This is a genomic window from Ignatzschineria indica, assembly GCF_003121925.1.
GTDB lineage: Bacteria > Pseudomonadota > Gammaproteobacteria > Cardiobacteriales > Wohlfahrtiimonadaceae > Ignatzschineria > Ignatzschineria indica.
In genome coordinates this window covers 1,153,028-1,171,720 of the sequence record NZ_QEWR01000002.1, presented here as the reverse complement: position 1 = coordinate 1,171,720, position 18,693 = coordinate 1,153,028, and the positions used below count along the sequence as shown (strand labels likewise).

The window sequence follows — 18,693 nt, the reverse complement described above, 5'->3', positions numbered from 1 at the left end:
AAATGAGTCAAGAGAGTGATAAGCGGGCTTTTTTTGAAACAGTGACAGTAAAGAAGTATCAAGAGGGTCACTGGAGAGAGGAGCAAGATGATGTGTTGGTGGAGGTGCCGGTGGCTCTCACATATAATGGCTATCCCCATGTAGTCGTTATGTCTACGCCGAGAGATATCATCGACTTTGTGTATGGATTTTCGCTGACAGAGGGGATTATTAGTTCTATACAAGATGTCCGTTCGATCTCTATCGATCCAAGAGAGAGTGGTATTGAAGTGAGAATTGAGATTACACCACTTAGCTTTAGTTGTATGGAAGGGCGGAAGCGGCAGATGAGTGCTAGAACGGGATGTGGGATTTGTGGTCTAGATTCACTATCAGCAGTGGTGAGAGATCAGGCGAAGATCGATTTTGATTTTAAGCTTGATGAGGCGGCGGTTGATAAAGCTTTAAGGGGTTCTAATGCTTTGCAAGTGATGAATCAGCGTACCGGTGGGGCACATGCCGCTTTTTTTGTTAATCGAAGTGGTGAGATTTTACTCGCTAGAGAGGATGTTGGTCGGCATGTTGCTTTAGATAAGCTCGTAGGTGCTCTTTTGCAAGGTGATTATGATTGTAAAGAGGGGTTTATTTTAACAACCTCCCGAGCAAGTTTTGAGATGGTACAAAAGACAGTCGCTGCACAAGTTGGTATGTTGGTAACCATGTCCGCACCAACCTCGATGGCAATTAAACTTGCAAAAAGGATGGGGCTAAAGTTAGCCGCTTTTACGCGGGTCGATAAAATTAATCTCTATCAAGGTTGACAGAAATAGCTATAAATTATACTATTTCGTATCCTCTAGGTTAACTAGGGGATCTTATGTTATTTTTGTAACTCATGTTATTTAGCAAGGATTTAGATTTAATGGTAACAGTTAATCAGTTGATCCGCCGTCCGCGCGGAACGAAAGCTGATAAATCTGACGTTCCTGCACTTGAGGGTTCTCCTCAACGTCGTGGAGTATGTACAAGGGTTTATACAGCAACGCCTAAGAAACCTAACTCTGCTATGCGTAAAGTATGTCGTGTTCGTTTAACTAACGGATATGAAGTCTCTAGCTACATCGGTGGTGAAGGGCATAACTTACAAGAGCATAGTGTTGTTTTAGTTCGTGGTGGAAGAGTTAAAGACCTTCCAGGGGTTCGTTATCACGTAGTTCGTGGTGCACTGGACTCACAAGGTGTTGATAAACGCCGTAAAGGTCGTTCAAAATATGGTGCTAAGAAGCCTAAAGCATAATCGCTTAGCTTAATTTAGTTTCTGTTGGATTTAGTATTTATTGAGAGTATCTCATGTCAAGAAGAAGAGAAGTCCCAAAACGCGAGATTTTGCCTGATGCAATCTATGGCGATGTAATGCTTGCGAAGTTTATTAATATGGTGATGGTTTCTGGTAAGAAATCAATTGCTGAGCGTATTGTTTACGGTGCATTAGACATCGTTAAAGAAAAAGGTCACGAGAACCCAGTTGAAGCTTTAGAGCAAGCTTTAGATAATGTTCGACCAAAAGTTGAAGTTAAATCAAGACGTGTAGGTGGTGCAACTTATCAGGTGCCAGTAGAAGTTCGTGCATCAAGACGTGATGCATTAGCGATGCGCTGGATGGTTGATGCAGCAAGAAAACGTTCTGAGAAGTCAATGACGCGTCGCATGGGTTCAGAGATTTTAGATGCCCTCGAGAACCGTGGTGCGGCAGTAAGAAAGAGAGAAGACATGCACCGCATGGCAGAAGCGAACAAGGCTTTCTCGCATTTCCGTTGGTAAAAGAATTACAGAATTTGTTCATGCAATTGCGGTGCTCATATATTTTGGGACACCGCATTTATTGTTTAAAGAAATTAAGATTTAATTTTAAAAGAAGGATTTATTATGGCTCGAACTATGCCTATTGACCGATACCGTAATATTGGTATCAGTGCTCACATTGACGCAGGTAAAACTACCACATCTGAGCGTATCCTCTTCTATACTGGTAAAAATCACCGTATTGGGGAGACTCACGATGGTACTGCAACGATGGACTGGATGGCTCAAGAGCAAGAGCGCGGAATCACAATCACATCTGCGGCAACCACTTGTTCATGGAAAGGGATGAAGCAACAATTCCCTGAGCATCGTATTAACCTTATCGATACACCGGGACACGTTGACTTTACAATCGAAGTTGAGCGTTCAATGCGTGTTCTAGATGGTGCGGTAATGGTGTACTGTTCAGTAGGTGGTGTTCAGCCGCAATCTGAGACAGTATGGCGTCAAGCGAACAAATACGCAGTACCTAGAATTGCATTTGTTAACAAGATGGACCGTACAGGTGCTGACTTCTTCCGTGTTGTTGATCAGATGAAAGAGCGTCTTCGTGCAAATGCTGTTCCAATTCAAATTCCAATTGGTGCAGAAGATAACTTCGAAGGTGTGATTGATCTTGTAACAATGACAGCAATCTACTGGAATGAAGAAGATATGGGTATGACGTTCGAAGAGCGTGAGATCCCAGCTGAGCTTCTTGCTGATGCAGAAAATTACCGTTCACAAATGGTTGAGGCTGCTGCAGAATCAAGTGAAGAGTTGATGGATAAGTATCTTGAAGAGGGTGAGTTATCTGAAGAAGAGATTCGTCAAGGACTTCGTGCTCGTACATTAGCATCTGAATTAGTACCTGTTTGTTGTGGTACAGCATTCAAAAACAAAGGTGTTCAAGCATTGCTTGATGATGTGATTTACTATCTCCCATCACCAACAGAAGTAAAACCAATTGCTGGTGAGCTTCCTGACGGTGAGCCAGGTGTTCGTAAGTCATCTGACGAAGAGCCTTTCTCTGCACTTGCATTTAAGTTAGCAAATGACCCATTTGTTGGAAACTTAACTTTCGTTCGCGTCTACTCAGGTGTCGTTAAATCTGGCGATCACGTTTACAATCCTGTGAAGAGCAGACGTGAGCGCGTTGGTCGTCTACTTGCTATGCACTCTAACTCTCGTGAAGAGATTGATGAGGCAAGAGCGGGTGATATTATTGCTATGGTTGGACTTAAAGATGTTACAACAGGTGACACTCTCTGTGATCAGAAAGATCAAATTACGCTTGAGCGTATGGAGTTCCCAGAGCCTGTAATCTTTGTTGCAATTGAGCCAAAAACAAAAGCTGACCAAGAGAAGATGGGTATGGCGCTTTCACGTTTAGCGCAAGAAGACCCATCTTTCCGTGTAAGAACTGATGAAGAGTCAGGTCAAACGATTATTGGTGGTATGGGTGAGCTTCACTTAGATATCATTGTGGATCGTTTGAAGCGTGAGTTTAAAGTAGAGTGTGGTGTTGGTGCGCCGCAAGTTGCTTATCGTGAAACAATCACTAAGCCGGTTGAAGCAGAAGGTAAGTTTGTACGTCAATCTGGTGGTCGTGGTCAGTTTGGTCATGTGTGGTTGCGTATTGAGCCGCAAGAGCTTGGTAAAGGTTACGAGTTCGTTGATGAGATTGTTGGTGGTGTTGTTCCAAGAGAATATATCCCAGCGGTTGATCGCGGTATTCAAGAGCAGATGGCAAACGGTGTTATCGCAGGCTATCCAATCGAAGATGTAAAAGTAACATTATATGATGGTTCATATCATGATGTTGACTCAAGTGAGATGGCGTTTAAAATTGCTGGATCTATGGGTTTCAAAAATGGTGTTCAAAAAGCAGGTCCTGTATTGCTTGAGCCAATCATGAAGGTGGAAGTAGAGACGCCTGAAGAGTACATGGGTGATGTTATGGGAGACCTTAACCGTCGTCGTGGTAATCTTCAAGGTATTGATGATGCATTTGGATCAAAACTTATCAGAGCGGAAGTTCCATTATCTGAGATGTTTGGTTACGCAACAGCGCTTCGCTCATCAACGCAAGGTCGTGCAACATACTCCATGGAATTCTTGAAGTATAACCAAGCACCAAATAGTGTTGCTGATGAAATCATCAATGCGAATAAGGTAGACTAATAGAGTCTAATTAAAATAAATAATTTGCAATCTAATAGACAAGCTCTATAATGTAGAGCTTGTTTTTAGCTCTTTAAAAAATTGGGGTATTAATAGTATGTCAAAGGAAACTTTTAGTCGTAATAAACCGCACGTAAACGTCGGTACAATTGGTCACGTTGACCATGGTAAAACAACTTTAACCGCGGCTTTAACAAAAGTGGGTAACGAATCTATAGGTGCAAACGTACGTGCATATGATCAGATCGATAACGCACCGGAAGAGAGAGAGCGTGGTATCACGATTTCAACTTCTCACGTTGAGTATGAGTCTGAAAATCGCCACTATGCACACGTAGACTGTCCTGGACACGCCGACTATGTGAAAAACATGATCACTGGTGCAGCGCAGATGGATGGAGCTATCTTAGTATGTTCAGCTGCAGATGGGCCTATGCCACAAACTCGTGAGCATATCCTTTTATCGCGTCAGGTAGGTGTTCCATATATTCTTGTTTTCTTAAATAAAGCAGATATGGTTGATGACGCTGAGTTAATCGAGCTTGTTGAAATGGAAGTTCGTGAACTTCTTGATGCATACGATTTCCCTGGTGATGATACCCCAGTTATCGTTGGTTCAGCGCTTAAAGCAATTGAAGGCGATGAATCAGAAATTGGTGTTCCAGCAATCAAAAAGCTTCTTGCAGCTTTAGATGAGTGGATCCCTGAGCCTGTTCGTGAGATCGATAAGCCATTCCTTATGCCTATCGAAGATGTTTTCTCAATTTCAGGTCGTGGTACTGTAGTAACAGGCCGTATCGAATCAGGAATCGTTAAGACTGGTGAAGAGTTAGAGATCGTCGGTATTCGCCCAACTCAAAAAACAACATGTACTGGTGTAGAAATGTTCCGTAAGCTTCTTGATCAAGGTCAAGCAGGTGACAACGTGGGTGTTCTTCTCCGTGGTACTAAGCGTGAAGATGTTGAGCGCGGTCAAGTATTAGCAAAACCAGGATCTATTAAGCCTCATACTAAATTTGAAGCAGAAGTTTACGTTCTCTCAAAAGAAGAGGGTGGACGTCATACTCCATTCTTTAAAGGTTATCGTCCACAATTTTATTTCCGTACTACAGACGTTACAGGTGCTTGTGAGCTACCTGAAGGTGTAGAGATGGTTATGCCTGGTGATAACGTAAAAATGGTTGTTGAGTTAATCAACCCAATTGCGATGGATGAAGGTTTACGCTTTGCGATCCGTGAAGGCGGTCGTACAGTAGGTGCTGGTGTTGTAGCGAAAGTTATTGCATAATTAATTTTTTTCCTAGGTTTCTTTTGGAACCTAGGATTTTTAAATGAGAGTAGTATGGATAATCAAAGAATTAGAATTCGCCTTAAAGCATTTGACTATCGTTTAATTGATCAGTCTGCAAAAGAAATTGTTGAAACAGCTAAGCGCACAGGTGCGCAGGTTAAAGGTCCAATTCCTTTACCTATTAAGCGTGAAGTATTTACAGTATTGACATCACCGCATGTTAACAAAGATGCGCGTGATCAGTATGAGTTAAGAACTCATAAGCGTCTCATGGACATTGTTAATCCAACAGATAAAACAGTTGATGCATTAATGAAACTGGATTTAGCTGCTGGTGTGGATGTACAAATTCGTTTAGACTAGTACGGGTTTGTTCGCGATGAAGGTCGCCAACCTTCCTCTCGTTTTTATCATTTATTAATTGAGGTTATAAAATGGCAGTAGGATTAATCGGAAAAAAACTCGGGATGAGTAGAGTTTTTGGTGAAGATGGTCGCTCTCTTGCAGTGACTGTTGTGCAAATCGAAAACAATGAAATTGCCCAAATCAAAACAGCAGATACTGATGGTTACACAGCGGTACAAGTAGCGCATGGTCCACAGTATTCAAGCAAAAAGAAAAAATCATTAGATGGACACTTTGCAAAAGCAGAGATCGCATCAGCACGTTCACTTTGGGAATTTCGTGTCGATACTACAGACGCATATGAAGTTGCACAAAAGTTAACTGTAGAGTTATTTGAAGCAGGACAAAAAGTCGATGTTTCAGGCGTTACGCAAGGTAAAGGTTTTGCCGGTACAATTAAACGTCATAACTTTGCTGGTCAACGTAATACGCACGGTAACTCATTGTCGCATCGTGTTCCAGGATCAATCGGTCAATGTCAAGATCCAGGTCGTGTTTTCAAAGGTAAGAAAATGGCGGGACACATGGGTGCAGTTCGTAGAACAGCTCAAAATCTTGAGATCGTTGGAGTAGATACTGAGCGCAACTTACTTCTCATTAAAGGTGCTGTCCCAGGACCTAAGGGGTCAGATGTTGTTGTGTCTCCTGCAATCAAAGTGAAAAGAGGTAAGGCGTAATGGAAATTCAAGTAATCGGCGGATCTCCAGTTGAATTAGATGCCACGCAGTTTGGTCGTGACTTTAACGAAGCGTTAGTGCATCAAGTTGTAACAGCATATCAAGCAGGTGGAAGAGCAGGTACTCGCGCTCAGAAAACACGTGCTGAAGTAGCAGGTTCTACAGCGAAGCCATGGAGACAAAAAGGAACTGGTCGTGCACGTGTTGGTAGTAAGCGTAACCCTATCTGGAGAGGTGGTGGTGTAACGTTTGCAGCTAAGCCACAAAACTGGAGCCAGAAAGTAAACAAGAAAATGTACAAAGCGGCGATGCTTAACATTCTTTCTGAATTAATCAGAAGCGAGCGTTTAGTAGTTGTTGAAGATTTTACAATGGAAGCGCCAAAGACGAAAGCATTTATCGCTAAGTTAGAAAGCTTGAATGTACATAATGAAAGCGTATTAGTGGTTACTGAAGCTGTTGACTTCCCGCTCTACCTAAGTGCTAGAAACGTGCCAAACGTTCTCGTACTTGATGTTGAAGCGATTGATCCAGTTAGCCTCGTACAGTTTAATAAAGTTGTAATGACTAAACAGGCGCTTGTTTCAGTTAAGGAGTTATTAGCATGATTTTAGATGTTAAAGAAAGATTAATGAAAGTGATCATTGCTCCTCATGCGTCTGAAAAAACAGCGCGCCAAGAAGAGCTTAATCGTGAAGTAACTTTCCGCGTATTGAAAGATGCCAATAAGAAAGAGATTGCTGACGCAGTAGAGCTCTTATTTGGACGTAAAGTAGAGAAGGTTACTGTGCTTAACCAAAAAGGTAAGCGTAAATCATTTGGCCGTCATATGGGTGTAAAGCAAGATTGGAAAAAAGCTTACGTAACACTTGCAGACGGGGAAGATGAAATTGATTTTTTAGGTGATATGTAATGAGTATAAAAAAAGCTAAACCAACTTCACCAGGTCGTCGCTCACTAATTCAGGTTGTAACGCCAGGCCTTCATAAAGGTAAACCATATGCTCCATTAGTAGAAGGTCAGCATAGAACCGGCGGCCGTAATAATGATGGACGTATTACTTCACGTCATCGTGGTGGTGGTCATAAACAACATTATCGTTTGATTGACTTTAAACGTAATAAAGAGAATATTCCGGCAAAAGTTGAGAGAATTGAGTACGATCCAAACCGTACCGCACACATTGCACTTCTTTGCTATGTAGATGGTGAACGTCGTTACATTATCGCTCCTGCAAAAGTAGAGGTGGGTGATGTATTGTTTGCTGGTCCAAATGCGCCCATCAAAGCAGGTAACTCTCTACCACTTCGCAATATTCCAATTGGTACGACAGTACATTGTGTTGAGATGAAGCCTGGTAAAGGTGCTCAATTAGCACGTTCAGCAGGTACTTCAGTACAACTTATCGCTAAAGAGGGTGAGTACTCTACATTACGTTTACGTTCAGGTGAAATTCGTAAGGTTCTCTCTGATTGTAAAGCGACCGTTGGTGTTGTAAGTAATGGAGAGCATAGCCTTCGTGTGTTAGGTAAAGCCGGTGCAAGTCGTTGGGCTGGTGTTAGACCACAAACTCGTGGAGCTGCGATGAACCCGGTAGACCATCCACACGGTGGTGGTGAAGGTCGTACTAAGGGTGGTAGACATCCTGTGACGCCTTGGGGTCAACCTACTAAAGGTTACAAGACACGTACTAACAAGCGTACAAGTAAGTACATTGTTCGTCGTCGTACTAAATAATTAAATCGAATAAAGGGTAAAATATGCCACGTTCTATAAAGAAAGGTCCATTTATCGATCATCATCTACAAAAGAAAGTAGATGAAGCTGTAGCGTCAAATAATCGTCGTCCAATTAAGACCTGGTCACGTCGCTCAATGATCCTACCAGAAATGATTGGACTTACAATTGCCGTACACAATGGAAAAATTCATGTGCCGATTTTAATTACTGAAAATATGATTGGTCATAAGTTAGGTGAGTTTGCTGTCACTCGTACTTATCGCGGTCATGCTGCAGATAAAAAAGCACGTTAATAAGGAGATAAAACATGGAAAGTAGAGCAGTACATCGCCATGCGCGAATTTCTCCTCAGAAAGCGCGCTTAGTTGCAGATCAGGTCCGTGGACTACCAGTTGATCGTGCACTTACTTTGTTACAATTTAGCGACAAAAAAGCTGCAGATCTTATTCTTAAAGTATTAGTTTCTTCAATGGAAAATGCTGAGAATAACTTTGGTGCGGATATCGACAACCTCTATGTGAAAACTATTATGGTTGACGAGGGTCCTCTTCTTAAGAGAATGCGCCCACGTGCAAAAGGTCGTGGAGACCGTATTCTTAAGAAGACAAGTCACATCACAGTAATCGTTGCTGAAGCTTAATTAGGAGTAAGTCAAAATGGGTCAAAAAGTAAATCCAACCGGTATACGCTTAGGGATCTCAAAAGACTGGAATTCGCGTTGGTACGCGGATTCTAAGACTTTCCCTGAGTTTATTGAATCTGACTTTAAGGTTAGAGAGTTTTTAAGAAAGAAATTAGCAGGTGCTGCTGTTTCTAAGATTCATATCAGCCGTCCTTCAAAATCAGCGCAAGTTGTTATTCATACAGCTCGTCCTGGTGTTGTTATTGGGAAAAAAGGCGAAGATATTGAAATCTTACGTAAAGAGCTTTCAGAGATCATGGGTTGTCCAGTACATGTATCAATCCAGGAGGTAAGAAAGCCTGAGTTAGATGCGTATTTAGTTGCAGAGGGAATTGCTCAGCAATTAGAGCGTCGTGTAATGTTCAGAAGAGCTATGCGTCGTGCGGTAACTAATACTATGCGTTTAGGTGCTGAAGGTATTCGTGTTAACGTATCTGGCCGTTTAAATGGTGCGGAAATTGCTCGTACTGAGTGGTATAGAGAAGGGCGTGTTCCTCTCCATACATTCCGTGCAGATATTGATTACGGAACAGCAGAAGCATTAACAACTTATGGTATCTTGGGCGTTAAAGTTTGGATCTACAAAGGTGAAGTATTTGATTACCTTGCTGTAGAACAAGAAGAAGCGGTACCTAAGAAAAGAAACAGAAGAAGGAAAGGTGAGTAATCATGTTGCAACCAAAACGTACTAAATTTAGAAAAATGCGTAAAGGTCGTAACCGTGGAGTTGCGGCAGCAGGTAATAAGGTAGACTTCGGTGAATTTGGCTTAAAGTCTACAGAAAATGGTCGCATCAATGCTCGTGAAATCGAAGCAGCGCGTCGTGCGATTACTCGTTATATCCGTCGTGGTGGTAAAGTTTATATCCGTGTTTTCCCCGATGTGCCAATTACTGGTAAGCCATTAGAAGTTCGAATGGGTAGTGGTAAAGGTAACGTTGAGTACTGGGTAGCAAAAGTTCAACCAGGTCGTGTGCTTTTTGAAATTGAAGGTGTCACGGAAACTGTTGCTCGTGAAGCATTTAGACTTGCTTCTGCAAAGCTATCTGTTAAAACAGCGTTTGCTGAACGTACAGTTCTTTAAAGAGGTAAAAAGTCATGAGTAAAGTATCTAAAGCAGCTCAATTGAGAGATAAATCGGTTGAAGAATTAAGAAATGAAAAACTTGATTTACAACGCGGTTTGTTCAATCTCCGTATGCAAAAGGCGACTGGTCAGCTATCAAAGTCACACCAGTTCAAAGAGTCTCGTAGACAAATCGCGAGAATTAACACAGTACTTGGTGAAATGAAAGAGGGTGGTAAATAATGACTACTGCTATTGAACAGCAACACGCTCGTACCGTTATTGGTACAGTTGTATCGAATAAGAGTGATAAAACCATTACTGTATATGTAGAAAGATTAGTAAAGCATCCTAAATACAAAAAGTATGTGAAGCGCTCTACTAAGTTCTATGCGCACGATGAAGCGAATACATGTAACATCGGTGATATCGTTGAAATAAAACAAGTACGTCCTATTTCTAAGAAAAAAACTTGGGATTTAGTTCGTGTAGTTGAAGAGTCGAGAGGTTAATAATGATTCAGACGCAGACAGTTTTAGACGTAGCTGACAACTCTGGTGCACGTAAAGTAATGTGTATCAAAGTTCTTGGCGGTTCACATCGTCGATATGCTACCGTTGGGGATGTAATCAAAGTTTCTGTTAAAGAGGCTATTCCACGCGGACGTGCTAAAAAAGGTGATGTGTATAATGCAGTAGTAGTAAGAACTCGTAAAGGTGTTCGTCGCCAAGATGGTTCATTAATTAAATTTGATGGTAACGCTGCTGTACTTCTTAATAATAACTTGGATCCGATCGGAACTCGTATCTTTGGCCCAGTGACTCGTGAGTTACGTGGTGAGAAGTTCATGAGAATTATTTCGCTTGCGCCTGAAGTTATCTAGTAAAGAGGATTATTAAATATGTCAAAAATCCGTAAAGGTGATGAAGTTGTAGTAATCGCGGGAAGCAGTAAAGGGCATCGTGGTAGCGTGCTTGAAGTGAAAGATGGGCGTGTGAAAGTTGCTGGTGCTAATAAAGTAACTAAGCATGTTAGACCAAACCCACAACTCGGAATCGAGGGTGGTAAGGTAGAGCAAGAATCTTTCATCGATCTCTCTAACGTGATGATTTATAATCCCGAGACGAAAAAACAAGATAAAATCAAGATCGAAGTTACTGAAACTAAAGATGAAAATGGTAAAGTAAAATTCGTTCGTGAAAGAGTTTTTAAATCTACAAATAAAAAAGTTGGCTAGTTTAAATACTTTTGCTATTATAGCCAGCTTATTTTATAAATAATTACTGTGCCAAACAGGATGTATCGCATTAAAAGACATATCCGTTTGGCATTGAGGAATATCATGAAAGCAAGATTAAAACAGTATTATGATGAAGTTGTAGTACCAAAACTTATCGAAGAGTTTGGCTACACTAATCCTATGGAAGTGCCAAAAATCACTAAGATCGCTTTAAATATGGGTGTTGGTGAAGCGGTACTTGATAAGAAAATTATGGATAATGCCGTAGCAGAGTTAACTGCTATTGCAGGACAAAAAGCACAAGTGACCCTTTCAAGAAAATCGGTTGCTGGATTTAAGATTCGTGATGGTTGGCCTGTCGGTTGCCGTGTAACATTACGTCGTACAACTATGTATGAATTTTTAGATCGCTTAATTAATATCTCTTTACCTCGAGTACGTGACTTCCGCGGTGTAAGTGCACGCTCATTTGATGGTGCAGGAAACTATAACTTTGGTATCAAAGAACAGATCGTTTTCCCTGAAATCGAATATGAGAAAGTAGATGCTACACGTGGGATGGACATTAGTATCGCAACAACTGCGAAGACTGACAAAGAAGCAAAAGCTTTATTAAGCGCTTTCAACTTCCCATTTCGTAATTAATTATAAAGCAGGAAATTATGGCTAAAGTATCAATGGTTAATCGTGAAAAGAAGCGTGCTGAGCTTGTTGCTAAGTATGCTGAAAAACGCGAGCAGTTAAAAAAGATTATTATTAGTGTCGACGCTACTGCAGAAGAGAAAGAAGCAGCAGTTGTCGCACTTCAAAAATTACCAAGAGATTCTTCTCCATCTAGACGTCGTAGACGTTGTAGTATTACAGGCAGACCTCATGGTGTATACCGTAAGTTCGGTCTTGGAAGAAACAAGTTAAGAGAAATCACTATGCGTGGTGATATTCCTGGCTTAAGAAAAGCTAGCTGGTAGGAGAATTTTATAATGAGTATGCATGATCCAATTTCAGATATGCTAACCCGCATTCGTAATGCGCAAGTTTCTGAAAAAGTAAACGTAGAGATTCCTTTCTCTAACGTAAAAAAATCTATCGCTGATGTGCTTCTTGAAGAAGGTTACATCGCATCAATCGATGTTGCTGGTGATAAAGCTTCTAATAAAAAATTAGTGCTTACACTTAAGTATCATCAAGGTAAGGCTGTTATTGAGCGTATTGAGCGTGTAAGTAAGCCAAGCCTCCGTGTATATCGTGATAAAAATAGCTTACCACAAGTTTTAGGTGGTTTAGGTATTGCGATTGTTTCAACTTCACAAGGCATGATGACTGACCACAAGGCGAGATCTTTATCGCTCGGTGGGGAAGTGATCTGCGTTGTAGCTTAATTAGGGGGTTAGGATGTCACGTGTAGCTAAACAGAATATTACTGTTCCAGCGGGTGTTGAAATCACAATCTCTGGAAATAATGTAAAAGCAAAAGGTCCTAAGGGTGAAAATAGTCTTCAACTTCATTCATCTGTAGGGATTAAACAAGAAGGTTCGGAATTAGTAATCGTACCTGATTTAGAGCAGAGCAAAGGTAGTTACGCAATTGCAGGAACAATGCGTTCTTTAGTAAGTAACTTAGTTATCGGTGTTTCTGAAGGTTTCGAAAGAAAGCTTATCTTAAATGGTGTTGGATACCGTGCTGCAGCACAAGGTTCAAACTTGAATCTTACACTCGGTTTCTCACATCCCATCGTTCACGCTATGCCAGAAGGTGTTACTTGTGAAACTCCTACACAAACAGAAGTTGTGATTAAGGGTGTTGATAAGCAAGTAGTTGGTCAAGTTGCGGCTAAAATCAGAGCCTACAGACCACCTGAGCCATATAAAGGTAAAGGCGTTCGTTATTCAGATGAAGTTGTTTCATTGAAAGAAGTTAAGAAGAAATAGGTGAGAACGATGAAAAAAAGAGACGCAAGATACAGAAGAAGCCTTAAAGCTCGTATCAAAATGAGAGAGTTGATGGTTGATCGTTTAACCGTACATAGAACTCCTCGTCATATCTATGCACAAGTAATTAGTGGTACAGATAATAAAGTGTTAGCTGCGAGTTCAACGCTTGTAGCAGATGTTAAATCTCAGATCAAAAATGGTGGTAACGTTGATGCTGCTGCTGTAGTTGGTAAAGATATCGCTGCAAAAGCAAAAGCAGCTGGTGTAACTAATGTTGCATTTGATCGCTCTGGATTTAAATATCATGGCCGCGTTAAAGCTCTAGCGGATGCAGCTAGAGAAGCTGGATTAGAGTTTTAATAAGGAAGGAAATTAAATGACTACAAAAGTTGAAAATCAAAATGCAGCGGTAGCTGCAGATGGTTACCAAGAGAAGCTTGTTACAGTAAACCGTGTATCTAAGACAGTAAAGGGTGGTAGACAATTTGCTTTTGCTGCACTTACTGTAGTAGGTGATGGTAATGGTAAAGTGGGTTACGGTTATGCGAAGGCAAAAGAAGTGCCTGTTGCAATCAAAAAGTCGATTGAGCAAGCTAAACGTAATATCAAGACAGTTTCTTTAAATGGTGGTACACTGCAATACTCTGTAACAGGTATTCATAATGCGGCTCGTGTCTATATGCAGCCTGCATCTGAAGGTACAGGGGTAATTGCAGGTGGTGCGATGCGTGCAGTGTTCGAAGTAGCTGGTGTAAAAGATGTACTTGCTAAATGTCAGAACTCACGTAACCCTGTAAACGTTGTGCAAGCAACAATTAAAGGTTTAGCTGCAATGCAAACTCCAGAAGAGATTGCTGCAAAACGTGGCAAATCTGTTGAGGAGATAAGAGGGTAAGTCATGACACAGAAAACTGTAAAAGTAACGCTTGTAAAGAGTACTAATAGCCGACTTCAATCACATCGTGATTGTGTAAAAGGTTTAGGTTTACGTCGTCTTCATCATACAGTAGAGGTTGCTGCCACTCCTGAAAATATGGGGATGATTAACAAAGTAGCTTACTTGCTTAAAGTTGAGTAGTTGGGGATAGGTAAACAAATGAAATTAAATACATTAAAACCTGCGTTTGGTAGTAAAACTAACCCAAAACGTGTAGGCCGTGGTTGTGGTTCTGGCTTAGGTAAGACAGCGGGTCGTGGTCATAAAGGTCAACACTCTAGATCAGGTGGTTACCATAAAGTTGGGTTCGAAGGTGGACAACAACCTTTACAAAGAAGATTGCCAAAAGTGGGTTTCAATTCACAAATTGGTTTAGTGACTGCAGAAGTACCATTATCAGCACTTAATAAAGTAGAGGGTAATGAGATCACTATGGCATCACTTATTGAGAGCAATATTCTTCCAGCGAAATATGAGCGCGCAAAAGTTATGCTTTCTGGTGAGATCAATAGAGCGGTCACCTTAAAAGGTATTCGTGTTACTAAAGGGGCTAAAGCGGCTATTGAGGCTGCGGGCGGCTCTGTTGAAGAGTAAATATGCAAAGAAATCAAGTAGGGGCTAATAACCTCGGACGTTTTTCAGGACTCTTGTCAAGACTATGGTTTTTAGTCTTGGCATTAGTAGTCTATAGAATTGGGGTCTATATTACACTGCCAGGTATTGATGCTGTTACGCTTTCGGAGGTAATGGATCAACAAGGGCAACAAGGTGGTATATCTGCAATGATTAATCTCTTCTCAGGTGGTGCATTTGAGAAGATGTCTGTGTTTATGCTAGGTGTAATGCCGTATATTACAGCTTCGATTGTTATTCAGATGTTATCAGTAGTGTATGCTCCTCTCGAACAACTCAAAAAAGAGGGTGAGGCAGGGCGTCGTAAGATGACTCAGTACACTCGCTACATGACTATTGCTTTCGGGGTTGTGCAGGGGATTGTTTATTCAATCGCGATCATGAATGGTGGGTTTGTAAATGCCGAATTGGTAGTTATACCGCCAGTCCTATTCGTTACACTTTCAACGCTAACACTCGTAACAGGAACAATGTTCCTCGTTTGGTTGGGTGAGCAGATTACAGAAAGAGGTATCGGTAATGGTATTTCAATGATCATCTTTGCAAGCATTCTAATGGGCGTACCTTCATCGGTTGCGTTCCTATTTGAGACTGCTACCACACAAGGTGGTGCAATGTGGTTGTTATTAGTTGTTCTATTCTTGCTTGTATTGGCTGTAATTTTTGTGATTGTCTTTATTGAGCGTGGTCAGCGCCGTATTACAATTCAATATGCAAGAAGACAGCAAGGTAGAATGATGACGGTTGGTAATCAAACTAACCATCTGCCATTAAAACTCAATATGTCGGGAGTTATACCGGCAATCTTCGGTTCTGCGTTCCTATCCTTTGTTTACACCATTAGTACCGGTTTAAGCAAAGTTAATGTGCCAGAATTGACTGACGCGGATACAGGGCTTTGGGGGAGCTTTAGCTATTATGTATCCTTGACACTTAATAAGCTCGGATTTTACGGAGTGAAGTATTTCTCTATAGGTCAGCCTGCATATATGATATTATTTGCGGCACTTATAATCTTCTTCTGTTTCTTCTACACTGCATTGCAGTTCAACTCTAAAGAGACAGCAGAAAACTTAAAGAGAAATGGCGGTTTTATACCTGGCATTCGCCCTGGAATTCATACATCGCAATATTTAGATAGAGTATTAACTCGAATTACTTTATGGGGTTCGCTCTATATTACAATTATCTGTCTATTGCCTGAATTCTTTAATGGTATAAGTCCTGTACAAATGTACTTCGGTGGAACCTCGATCCTGATTGCTGTTGTAGTCGTAATGGATTTAGTAACACAAATTCAAGCATTATTAATGTCTCAGCAGTATGAGTCTTTAATGAAAAAAGCAAATATTAGTTCAGCATTGAATGGTACCCCACCAAACTTTTAGTAAAATATATTGGAGTTAAGAATGAAAGTAAGAGCGTCAGTTAAGAAAATTTGTCGCAAATGTAAGATTGTTAAACGCGCTGGTGTTGTACGTGTTATCTGTGAAGATGGACGTCATAAACAACGCCAAGGTTAATAGTATTGAGTAATTTTAATTTATCAGGTAGAATGCTCTGCTTGATATAATATTAGGATAGGATTTATATGGCACGTATAGCAGGTATTAATATACCAGTAGCAAAGCATGTGATTATTTCACTGCAATCAATTTATGGTGTTGGTCCAACTCGTGCGGCAGCAATCTGTGCAGCGGCAAATGTTGACCCAACGACAAAAGTAAAAGACTTAACAGATGAGCAAGTTGATGCACTACGAGCTCAAGTTGGTGAATATACTGTAGAAGGTGATTTGCGTCGCGAAGTATCATTAAACATTAAACGTTTAATGGATCTCGGATGCTATCGTGGTATTCGTCATCGTCGTAGTTTACCTTTAAGAGGACAGCGCACCAAAACTAATGCACGTACTCGTAAAGGTCCAAGAAGACTTGTTAAATAATTTGTTAGGGAAAATGTAAAATGGCAAAACCTTCAGTAAAAACGCGTAAGCGCGTTAAAAGAAGTGTTGTTGACGGTATCGCACATGTTCAAGCATCATTCAACAACACAATCGTGACTATCTCTGATCGTCAAGGAAATGTACTTTCATGGGCAACTGCTGGTGGCTCAGGCTTCCGTGGTTCAAGAAAGTCTACTCCATTCGCAGCTCAAGTAGCAGCAGAAAGAGCTGGTACAGTAGCGCAAGAATATGGTCTTAAAAATTTAGACGTAAATATCAGCGGACCTGGTCCAGGACGTGATTCAGCAGTTCGTGCACTTAACGCGATTGGCTATAAAATCACAAGTATTTCTGACGTAACTCCCATTCCACACAATGGTTGCCGTCCGCCGAAAAAGCGCAGAGTATAATATAAATTTTTAAGGAGTATAGATAGTCATGGCACGTTATATTGGCCCAAAATGTAAATTAGCAAGACGTGAAGGCACAGATCTCCACTTGAAATCTGGCGCACGTTCTTTCGAATCAAAATGTAAGCATGACAGAGCACCTGGACAGCATGGTGCAAAACCAGGTCGTACATCTGACTACGGTTTACAGTTACGTGAAAAACAGAAGTTAAAAAGAATGTATGGATTGTTAGAGAAACAATTCCATCTTTACTATAAAGAAGCAGATCGTCGTAAAGGTTCTACAGGTGAGAATCTTTTAGAGATCCTTGAGTGCCGCTTAGATAACGTTGTTTATCGTATGGGCTTTGCTTCAACTCGTGCAGAAGCACGTCAGTTAGTAAGTCATAATTCAATTTTAGTAAATGGTGAGAAGGTTAATATCCCTTCATATCAGCTGAAAGCAAGTGATGTAGTTGCTATTCGTGAGCGTTCTAAAAAGCAAGCAAGAATTGCATATGCAATGGAATTAGCAGAAGCAAATGGCCTAGTTGATTGGGTTTCGGTTGATAAAACAAAAATGGAAGGCGAGTTTAAGCGTGTTCCTGAGCGTTCAGATTTACCAGCAGATATTAACGAGTCATTAGTAGTAGAGTTGTACTCAAAATAATAAGCATATTGGTATTTTTTCGTTCCTTCTTATTATTTTAGATCAATCGGGTAAGTACATATGGCTTTAAATGAGTTGTTAACTCCACGTATAGTGGAGATCAAAACCGACGAAAATCACTTCTCTGAAATATCGCTAGAGCCTCTTGAGAGGGGCTTTGCGCATACTTTAGGGAATGCATTACGTCGTATTCTGCTATCTTCGATGCCAGGTGCAGCGATTACAGAATGTGAAATTGATGGCGTTTCAAAAGAGTACTCTGCAATTCCAGGGATGCATGAAGATGTTATCGATCTTCTGCAAAACCTTAAAGGTATTGCTATTACTCTTCACGATGCCCCTGAAGCATATATCTCATTAGATATTCAGGGACCGTGTGTGGTAACAGCAGGAGATCTTGAAGTTCCACATAATATTGAAATTGTTAATCCTGAACATGTAATTGCGAACCTTACTTCGAGTGGTTCCTTAAAAATGCGCATGAAGGTAGAAAGTGGTCGCGGTTATAGTACTGCGGCAAACCGTGAAACCGAAGCGGGTGATAGTTCTACTATTTCACTTGGCCTCTTCAAGTTAGATACGACATTTAGTCCTGTAAATCGCGTAAGTTATCGTGTAGAAACGGCCCGTGTTGAACAGCGTACTGACTTAGATAGACTCGTTATTGCGTTAGAAACTAATGGAACTTTAGATCCAGAGCAAGCAATTCGTAATGCAGCAACGATCCTTCATGAGCAGTTAAATGTCTTTGTAGATCTTAAACCAATGCCGGAAGAAGAACCTGTAGAGGAAGAACCAGCATTTGAGATAGATCCTACATTATTAAGACCTGTTGATGATTTAGAGTTAACAGTTCGTTCTGCGAATTGTCTAAAAGCAGAGAGTGTATATTACATCGGTGATTTGATTCAGAAAACAGAAACAGAGTTACTCAAAACGCCTAATCTTGGTAAAAAATCATTAACAGAAATTAAAGATGTGTTGGCGCAATATGGTTTATCTTTAGGTATGACTTTAGATAATTGGCCACCGCCTAACTTAGATACCTCTAAGCCACCAGCATAATTTAATTATTTGAATAGG

At 40.8% G+C, this 18,693-nt stretch carries 32 protein-coding genes; all 32 read left to right on the top strand.

What is annotated here, in order from left to right; genetic code table 11:
- Window positions 1–2 precede the first annotated feature (2 nt).
- Window positions 3–800 carry a formate dehydrogenase accessory sulfurtransferase FdhD gene (gene fdhD / locus DC082_RS05265; RefSeq protein ID WP_109236030.1) on the top strand — a complete coding sequence of 266 codons (798 nt, stop codon included), beginning with the start codon at window positions 3–5 and terminating at the stop codon, window positions 798–800.
- Window positions 801–901: 101 nt separating this feature from the next.
- Window positions 902–1,276: a 30S ribosomal protein S12 gene (rpsL, locus tag DC082_RS05260; RefSeq protein WP_026879366.1), complete on the top strand. Its 375-nt coding sequence runs from the start codon at window positions 902–904 to the stop codon at window positions 1,274–1,276.
- A 53-nt stretch (window positions 1,277–1,329) separates the two neighbouring features.
- Entirely contained in the window at window positions 1,330–1,800 is a 471-nt protein-coding gene (gene rpsG / locus DC082_RS05255) for a 30S ribosomal protein S7 (RefSeq protein ID WP_094566713.1), read from the top strand.
- Window positions 1,801–1,905: 105 nt separating this feature from the next.
- Complete coding sequence (gene fusA, locus DC082_RS05250) at window positions 1,906–4,005, top strand: elongation factor G (RefSeq protein WP_094566714.1); 2,100 nt, start codon at window positions 1,906–1,908, stop codon at window positions 4,003–4,005.
- 97 nt (window positions 4,006–4,102) lie between these two features.
- Complete coding sequence (tuf, locus tag DC082_RS05245; RefSeq protein ID WP_094566715.1) at window positions 4,103–5,293, top strand: elongation factor Tu; 1,191 nt, start codon at window positions 4,103–4,105, stop codon at window positions 5,291–5,293.
- Window positions 5,294–5,347: 54 nt separating this feature from the next.
- The gene (gene rpsJ / locus DC082_RS05240; RefSeq protein WP_094566716.1) at window positions 5,348–5,659 is read left to right on the top strand and encodes a 30S ribosomal protein S10; all 312 of its coding nucleotides are present in this window, start codon (window positions 5,348–5,350) and stop codon (window positions 5,657–5,659) included.
- A 71-nt stretch (window positions 5,660–5,730) separates the two neighbouring features.
- Complete coding sequence (gene rplC / locus DC082_RS05235) at window positions 5,731–6,378, top strand: 50S ribosomal protein L3 (RefSeq protein ID WP_094566717.1); 648 nt, start codon at window positions 5,731–5,733, stop codon at window positions 6,376–6,378.
- The gene (rplD, locus tag DC082_RS05230) at window positions 6,378–6,986 is read left to right on the top strand and encodes a 50S ribosomal protein L4 (protein WP_094566718.1); all 609 of its coding nucleotides are present in this window, start codon (window positions 6,378–6,380) and stop codon (window positions 6,984–6,986) included. The genes rplC and rplD overlap by 1 nt, the downstream gene beginning before the upstream one ends.
- On the top strand, window positions 6,983–7,291 hold the full coding sequence (gene rplW / locus DC082_RS05225; protein WP_094566719.1) for a 50S ribosomal protein L23: 309 nt from the start codon (window positions 6,983–6,985) through the stop codon (window positions 7,289–7,291). The genes rplD and rplW overlap by 4 nt, the downstream gene beginning before the upstream one ends.
- On the top strand, window positions 7,291–8,115 hold the full coding sequence (gene rplB / locus DC082_RS05220) for a 50S ribosomal protein L2 (protein ID WP_094566720.1): 825 nt from the start codon (window positions 7,291–7,293) through the stop codon (window positions 8,113–8,115). The genes rplW and rplB overlap by 1 nt, the downstream gene beginning before the upstream one ends.
- 23 nt (window positions 8,116–8,138) lie before the next feature.
- Complete coding sequence (gene rpsS / locus DC082_RS05215) at window positions 8,139–8,411, top strand: 30S ribosomal protein S19 (protein ID WP_094566721.1); 273 nt, start codon at window positions 8,139–8,141, stop codon at window positions 8,409–8,411.
- Window positions 8,412–8,425: 14 nt separating this feature from the next.
- Window positions 8,426–8,758: a 50S ribosomal protein L22 gene (rplV, locus tag DC082_RS05210; RefSeq protein WP_094566722.1), complete on the top strand. Its 333-nt coding sequence runs from the start codon at window positions 8,426–8,428 to the stop codon at window positions 8,756–8,758.
- A 16-nt stretch (window positions 8,759–8,774) separates the two neighbouring features.
- A complete protein-coding gene (rpsC, locus tag DC082_RS05205; RefSeq protein WP_109236029.1) occupies window positions 8,775–9,467 on the top strand; it encodes a 30S ribosomal protein S3 in 693 nt (230 codons plus the stop codon).
- A gap of 2 nt (window positions 9,468–9,469) precedes the next feature.
- Window positions 9,470–9,883 (top strand): 50S ribosomal protein L16, encoded by a 414-nt coding sequence (gene rplP, locus DC082_RS05200; RefSeq protein ID WP_026878337.1) that lies wholly within the window; start codon window positions 9,470–9,472, stop codon window positions 9,881–9,883.
- A 14-nt stretch (window positions 9,884–9,897) separates the two neighbouring features.
- Window positions 9,898–10,107 (top strand): 50S ribosomal protein L29, encoded by a 210-nt coding sequence (rpmC, locus tag DC082_RS05195; protein WP_109236028.1) that lies wholly within the window; start codon window positions 9,898–9,900, stop codon window positions 10,105–10,107.
- The gene (gene rpsQ, locus DC082_RS05190) at window positions 10,107–10,376 is read left to right on the top strand and encodes a 30S ribosomal protein S17 (protein ID WP_109200820.1); all 270 of its coding nucleotides are present in this window, start codon (window positions 10,107–10,109) and stop codon (window positions 10,374–10,376) included. Before rpmC ends, rpsQ begins: the two co-directional genes overlap by 1 nt.
- A gap of 2 nt (window positions 10,377–10,378) precedes the next feature.
- Window positions 10,379–10,747, top strand: a complete 369-nt coding sequence (gene rplN / locus DC082_RS05185) for a 50S ribosomal protein L14 (RefSeq protein WP_094566726.1) — start codon at window positions 10,379–10,381, stop codon at window positions 10,745–10,747.
- A gap of 18 nt (window positions 10,748–10,765) precedes the next feature.
- Complete coding sequence (gene rplX / locus DC082_RS05180; protein WP_109236027.1) at window positions 10,766–11,101, top strand: 50S ribosomal protein L24; 336 nt, start codon at window positions 10,766–10,768, stop codon at window positions 11,099–11,101.
- 105 nt (window positions 11,102–11,206) lie between these two features.
- Window positions 11,207–11,749, top strand: coding sequence for a 50S ribosomal protein L5 (gene rplE, locus DC082_RS05175; protein WP_094566728.1), 543 nt, complete (start codon window positions 11,207–11,209; stop codon window positions 11,747–11,749).
- 17 nt (window positions 11,750–11,766) lie between these two features.
- Window positions 11,767–12,072 (top strand): 30S ribosomal protein S14, encoded by a 306-nt coding sequence (rpsN, locus tag DC082_RS05170; RefSeq protein ID WP_109236026.1) that lies wholly within the window; start codon window positions 11,767–11,769, stop codon window positions 12,070–12,072.
- Between the two features lie 12 nt (window positions 12,073–12,084).
- Complete coding sequence (gene rpsH, locus DC082_RS05165) at window positions 12,085–12,483, top strand: 30S ribosomal protein S8 (protein WP_109236025.1); 399 nt, start codon at window positions 12,085–12,087, stop codon at window positions 12,481–12,483.
- Window positions 12,484–12,496: 13 nt separating this feature from the next.
- Window positions 12,497–13,033 carry a 50S ribosomal protein L6 gene (gene rplF, locus DC082_RS05160; protein ID WP_094566731.1) on the top strand — a complete coding sequence of 179 codons (537 nt, stop codon included), beginning with the start codon at window positions 12,497–12,499 and terminating at the stop codon, window positions 13,031–13,033.
- A gap of 9 nt (window positions 13,034–13,042) precedes the next feature.
- Window positions 13,043–13,396: a 50S ribosomal protein L18 gene (rplR, locus tag DC082_RS05155; protein WP_094566732.1), complete on the top strand. Its 354-nt coding sequence runs from the start codon at window positions 13,043–13,045 to the stop codon at window positions 13,394–13,396.
- Window positions 13,397–13,412: 16 nt separating this feature from the next.
- Window positions 13,413–13,931, top strand: a complete 519-nt coding sequence (rpsE, locus tag DC082_RS05150; protein WP_109236024.1) for a 30S ribosomal protein S5 — start codon at window positions 13,413–13,415, stop codon at window positions 13,929–13,931.
- Window positions 13,932–13,934: 3 nt separating this feature from the next.
- Window positions 13,935–14,114, top strand: a complete 180-nt coding sequence (gene rpmD / locus DC082_RS05145) for a 50S ribosomal protein L30 (RefSeq protein WP_094566734.1) — start codon at window positions 13,935–13,937, stop codon at window positions 14,112–14,114.
- Between the two features lie 18 nt (window positions 14,115–14,132).
- Complete coding sequence (gene rplO / locus DC082_RS05140) at window positions 14,133–14,567, top strand: 50S ribosomal protein L15 (RefSeq protein ID WP_094566735.1); 435 nt, start codon at window positions 14,133–14,135, stop codon at window positions 14,565–14,567.
- A gap of 2 nt (window positions 14,568–14,569) precedes the next feature.
- Window positions 14,570–15,994 (top strand): preprotein translocase subunit SecY, encoded by a 1,425-nt coding sequence (gene secY / locus DC082_RS05135; RefSeq protein WP_109200812.1) that lies wholly within the window; start codon window positions 14,570–14,572, stop codon window positions 15,992–15,994.
- Window positions 15,995–16,015: 21 nt separating this feature from the next.
- The gene (rpmJ, locus tag DC082_RS05130) at window positions 16,016–16,129 is read left to right on the top strand and encodes a 50S ribosomal protein L36 (RefSeq protein WP_094566737.1); all 114 of its coding nucleotides are present in this window, start codon (window positions 16,016–16,018) and stop codon (window positions 16,127–16,129) included.
- 68 nt (window positions 16,130–16,197) lie between these two features.
- Window positions 16,198–16,551: a 30S ribosomal protein S13 gene (gene rpsM / locus DC082_RS05125; RefSeq protein WP_094566738.1), complete on the top strand. Its 354-nt coding sequence runs from the start codon at window positions 16,198–16,200 to the stop codon at window positions 16,549–16,551.
- A 20-nt stretch (window positions 16,552–16,571) separates the two neighbouring features.
- The gene (rpsK, locus tag DC082_RS05120) at window positions 16,572–16,961 is read left to right on the top strand and encodes a 30S ribosomal protein S11 (RefSeq protein WP_094566739.1); all 390 of its coding nucleotides are present in this window, start codon (window positions 16,572–16,574) and stop codon (window positions 16,959–16,961) included.
- Between the two features lie 28 nt (window positions 16,962–16,989).
- Window positions 16,990–17,610 carry a 30S ribosomal protein S4 gene (rpsD, locus tag DC082_RS05115; protein WP_094566740.1) on the top strand — a complete coding sequence of 207 codons (621 nt, stop codon included), beginning with the start codon at window positions 16,990–16,992 and terminating at the stop codon, window positions 17,608–17,610.
- 60 nt (window positions 17,611–17,670) lie between these two features.
- Complete coding sequence (locus DC082_RS05110; protein WP_109236023.1) at window positions 17,671–18,675, top strand: DNA-directed RNA polymerase subunit alpha; 1,005 nt, start codon at window positions 17,671–17,673, stop codon at window positions 18,673–18,675.
- The last annotated feature ends 18 nt before the right edge of the window (window positions 18,676–18,693 follow it).